At 36.2% G+C, this 4,999-nt stretch carries 4 protein-coding genes; 2 read left to right on the top strand and 2 right to left on the bottom strand.

Annotated elements, in window-relative coordinates:
• Positions 1 to 399 precede the first annotated feature (399 nt).
• Together AB1630_10125 and AB1630_10120 are read left to right on the top strand one after the other, a co-directional pair.
• Positions 400 to 1,590 carry an MFS transporter gene (locus tag AB1630_10125; protein MEW6104147.1) on the top strand — a complete coding sequence of 397 codons (1,191 nt, stop codon included), beginning with the start codon at positions 400 to 402 and terminating at the stop codon, positions 1,588 to 1,590.
• 4 nt (positions 1,591 to 1,594) lie between these two features.
• Entirely contained in the window at positions 1,595 to 2,977 is a 1,383-nt protein-coding gene (locus AB1630_10120) for a radical SAM protein (protein MEW6104146.1), read from the top strand.
• Between the two features lie 54 nt (positions 2,978 to 3,031).
• On the opposite strand, the gene murJ is transcribed toward AB1630_10120, so the two are convergent.
• Together murJ and AB1630_10110 are read right to left on the bottom strand one after the other, a co-directional pair.
• Positions 3,032 to 4,546 carry a murein biosynthesis integral membrane protein MurJ gene (gene murJ / locus AB1630_10115; protein ID MEW6104145.1) on the bottom strand — a complete coding sequence of 505 codons (1,515 nt, stop codon included), beginning with the start codon at positions 4,544 to 4,546 and terminating at the stop codon, positions 3,032 to 3,034.
• A 20-nt stretch (positions 4,547 to 4,566) separates the two neighbouring features.
• Positions 4,567 to 4,794: a hypothetical protein gene (locus AB1630_10110; protein MEW6104144.1), complete on the bottom strand. Its 228-nt coding sequence runs from the start codon at positions 4,792 to 4,794 to the stop codon at positions 4,567 to 4,569.
• Between the last annotated feature and the right edge of the window lie 205 nt (positions 4,795 to 4,999).

Below are 4,999 nucleotides of genomic sequence, written 5' to 3'. Positions count from 1 at the left end.
CAAATCATTGGACAGATTATACGAATGATTGAGAAAGTGGATAAATGGTTAATTAGACAAAGATGATATTTTCCTTTTCTCTTTTTCTTAAGATTCTCCGTTTCACAAAGAGGGGGTGAATAATTACTTTATTTTTAAATCCTTATGGTATAATTCCATTTACTTCCTCAGATGGAAGGGACCCCATAAGGAAAATTTTTAAATTATGAGGAAGAAGGAGGTGGAAGTATGAAGGCCTACGCAAAACCTAAAGTTACAGACTTAGGGATTGTTAGGGGATGGGGTTTTACTCCAGGTCCAGGATGGGGACGCAGTGGCTGCGGGATGTGTAAGCTAACCTATTTCGGTTAGAAAACAAGCCTCGGAGATCTTCTCCGAGGCCGGCTTTATTTTAAGAATATGGAAAAAATAGCCTATACCAATGTATTGAAAAAGAGAAACTTTTTTCTTTTGTGGTTAGCTTGTGCAATCACATCATTTGGTGATAGCCTTTCTACCATAGCCCTGATTGGTCTTATTGTCTGGTTTACCAAGGGAGCAAAAGAGATAAATATGATGTGGCTAATGCTCTCTCTGCTTATTCCCCAAATAGTATTTGGCCCGATTGCCGGTGTTTTTGTAGATAGATGGAGGAGAAAATGGATAATGATAGCCTCTGATCTCATAAGAGGAATCCTTGTATTCCTTATTATCTTCACCCAGGCAACCTATCAAGTGTTTGTTATTGCATTTCTTGTCTCTTTGGTTGATATATTCTTTTTTCCTGCCCGCTCCTCATTTCTTCCAAATATTGTTGATAAGAAGGAACTAATTGTAGCCAATCCCCTTTTATCTTCAACACAAGAATTTATGAATTTAATCGGCCCTGCGATTGGAGGGGTAATCATAGGGTTTTTTGGAATAAAATCTCTATTCGTGATAGATGCTTTAACATTTCTTCTTTCAGCAACTGCTATTCTTTTCATCTCCATAAAAGAGGAAAGCAAAGAGGAAAAAATGGGAATTAAACCTCTCTTTTTAGAATTAAAGGAAGGGATTGGCTGTATTAAAACCTCTCAAAAGGTTTCCTTTATCTGTTTTGTCTTTGGAGCAATGATGATTGCAGGAGGAGCAATAAACCTTATTCTTCCCATTTTTGTAAGTGAAATTTTACATAAAGGGACAGCTGAATTTGGATTTTTAATGTCTGCCAATGGTTTGGGAATAATTATAGGCTCTTTGCTGGGAGGAAGGCTTGCTCAAAGGATAAATAAAATAAAGCTAATTACCTTTGCGGTTATTCTCTGTGGAATAAATTCTGTTATATTTGCATTAAATCCCCTGTATCTCATTGGTCTTTTTCTATTTGTGATAAATGGCCTCTCCAATGGCTTATGGGAGGTTTCTGCCACAACCCTTCTTCAGGAGGAGACAGATGACAGAAATAGAGGAAAGGTTTTTAGTGTGGTTGGAGCAATTACTGGTTCAACAAACATTTTTTCTTCTGGGATAAGCGGGATTTTAGCAAAAATATTAGGGGTAAAGGTTTTATTTCTTGGAGCGGGATTATTTATGTCAATAGTAGGGATTTTAGGAAAAATAAGGAGGTGATACTATGGCTATGCTGATTTGGGATATTACATCCCGATGTAATTTAAGCTGCATTCATTGTTATAATGCAGAGAAATATGATGGGACAAGGAAGGATATAGGAAGGGAGCTGAACATAGAAGAGGCTAAAGAAGCCATAAACAAATTGCAAGAGGCAGGATTTAAACAATTGCTTTTAATCGGAGGAGAACCACTGATTTACCCCAATCTGATACAATTGGTAGAATTTGCTAAAGACAAAGGGTTGGAGGTAGCAATAACCACAAATGGGACACTTCTTGGGGAAGAAATGGCTCTTACTCTAATCAATTTGGAAATAAAATCCTTAATTGTAAGTATTGACGGAGTAAGTGCTGAAACAAATGACAAGATAAGGGGTAGAGGGGCATTTGAGAAAGCCTGTAAGAACCTAGAGAAATTTACTCAATTAGCTAGAGCAAAAGGAAGCAAAGTTTTAACGGGGATAGGATTTGTGGTTACCAAAAAGAATCTTTTAGAAATTGAGTATTTACCTGAATTTGGCAATTCATTAGGAATTTCAGGGATTGACCTTCAATTTCTAACCCTTGATGGAAGAGCAGCTTGTAATTGGCAAGAGGTAGGCTATACAGTTGAGGAAGGATTGGAGGCTACCGAAAGGATAGTTTTATCTCATAACAATTTTTCAAACTTGGTCGTTCAGGTTGATTGCCGACCCTCATTTACTGATTATATTTGGAAAAAGCATGGAGTGAATTTACCAATGCATCCTTTTGCTATGCGTTGCAAAGGCTCTTCTTATCATTATTATATGAGGGCTGATGGCCAGATGCATCCCTGTGGACCCTGCGATACTAAATTGGCTGACAAAGCAAAAGAAGAAGGGTTATTTAGCTTTCAATCTTTAAATATCAAAGATTCCTCTGTTAGTGAAATTTTAAATTCCCCATATTTTCTTTCATTCTTTAAATATGTAAATGATCCCGAAACCTATGCAACAAATATTACCTGTAGGGATTGCGAGCATAATGCCCTTTGCCGTCCTTGTCCACTTTTAAGGAAATCAGAGGGGACAGGGTTAATTGATGAGTGCGAATGGTCTAAAAGAAAGATAAGAGAGCTTGATAAAGAGATGTTAGTCAAAACCCCAAGAATAAAGAAAGAGACCAGATGGATTAAGCAGGAAGATAGGATTTGGGTATTTGATATGAAGAAATGGGATTTTACGACCTTTGAAGGGATTGGAAATGAGATATGGGATGAGTTTAAAAAGAACCTTCCATTGAATGGGTTGATTGAAGGACTATACCCAATGTATTCAGAGAATGTTGATAAAAGAACATTCAAGAAAGATGTATTGGATTTTATCTACGACATAAAAAATAAAGGCTATATTGAGATGGTATAAATATTGATGCTTAAAAAATTCTGCAAATAAAAGAATGTAAGATATAAAGCAGATTTATCTTAAAAATGTCTTGCGAAGGGTTACAAACTCAGAAAGCCCAAAGATTTTTCCCAAGAAAAGATAAAGAGCAAGGGAAAGGGCTATCCCTCCTCCTACATTAAGGGCTTTATGAAGGCCAATTTTAAGAAAGCAATAAAGAAAAATCCCCATTATAATCCCTGCAATAAGGGATTTTATAAAGGTTTTAAGGACAAGCCTTCCTCCAACAAGACCTATTCTTCTCTTTAAAATAATGGTAAGGATGGAAAGGTTTATCCAGCAGGACATACTTGTTGCAAGGGCTAATCCTCCCTCTTCCAATGGTTTTACAAACAAAAGGTTTAGGATAATATTTAATACCATACAAAACCCTGCTACCTTAAGGGGTGTCTTTGTGTCTCCCAAAGCATAAAAAAATGAAACAACAGGTTTTATACCACAAGAAAAAACAAGGCCAAGTGCATAAAAGAACAAAGCAAGATATGATGAATTTGTTTCAGAATGGGAAAATTCGCCATGCTCAAAAAGGAGGCTAATGATTTCTTTTCCTAATATCATGAAGCCAACCATAACAGGAAGAATTATTACAAACACAAGCCTTGCTGCCCAATTTAGTGTTTTCTTTGCCTCCTCCATATTATTCTCTGCAATAGACCTTGAAATGGATGGAAGGGCTACAATTCCAATGGCTGTCCCAAATAATGCCAAAGGAAGGTCAATGAGCCTATTTGCATAGTATAGGCTTGAAATAGCAGAAGGTCCAATAAGAGAGGCACAAATTGTATCAACGGCAATATTTACCTGATATACAGCAAAGCCAATTAAGCCTGGAAGCATCTTTATCCCTATCTCTTTTACACCTGGGTGTGAAAGGCTAATTATTGGTTTATATCCAAAGCCTTCATTAAATAAAGCTGGAGCTTGAATAAGAACCTGCAAAATTCCACCAATAAGGACAGCAAGGGAAAGACCAAATAGGGGGTTCGTAAGCCTTCCACAGACAAAGAGGATAAAGGCAATAAAACTTATATTAAGCATAACAGGTGCAATGGAGGGAGGACCAAATCTCTCAAGTGAGTTTAAGATTCCCATTATAACAGCAGAGAGGCAGATAAGGGTAAGGTATGGAAATATTATTCGTAATACCAGAGCCATTGAAGGGATAAGCCCAAGATTTATAAAACCTGGGGCAACTATGGAACAAATAATAGGTGCAAATATAATTCCAAAAAAGACAATGAACAATGAGACAATAAGGAGGAGGTTAATAACAATAGATGCAAGCTGATATGCAGATTTTCTTCCATCTTTAAGATACCTTACAAATACAGGGATAAACGAGGATGATAAAGCACCCTCTCCCAAAAGCATCCTTAATGTATTTGGAATAACCCATGCGGCAAAGAAAACACCCCGCAATTCCTTTGAAAAGAAATGGGCAAGGAGGAAATCCCTTACAAAACCCAATACCCTACTTAAAAATATCCCAAAGCTTACAATGCTTGCATGCCTTGTGAATTTCTCATACATTTTTATATTCTAACAAAATACTAGAGGCTGTCAGGTTGCGATAGATTATAGACTGGCAGGGCTACCCCTTCTTTAAATATCTCTCTTATTCTACTCTCTTTTATTTCCACTTTAAATCTTTCTTTAACCAAACTTATTACCTCTTTTGTTGTCCAATATGGTTTTTTCTTTACAATTTCATTGGGATTATTGATTGCCATCTCTACCAATTCCTTTGATATTTTTCTCTCCACCATCTGTGTTTTGATATGCTCTGTTCATTTCCAATCCATTTATATTTTAAGACTATTTTATACAATCCTTTTTCTTAAAGTCAATATTTTCTAAAATTGTAACTATTCAGTATATCGTATTTTATATGTTTGGCTGTTTTAAAATTCATCCATTCTATAATAAATCCCAAATCCCAAGTTCAAATGTCAAAAAAATGTCCAATTTCCAATGTCCAATATC

The organism is bacterium (genome assembly GCA_040753555.1).
Taxonomy (GTDB): Bacteria; UBA9089; UBA9088; order UBA9088; family UBA9088; genus JBFLYE01.
The sequence above is the reverse complement of the archived record's forward strand: the minus strand, read 5'-3'. Positions and strand labels throughout refer to the sequence as shown.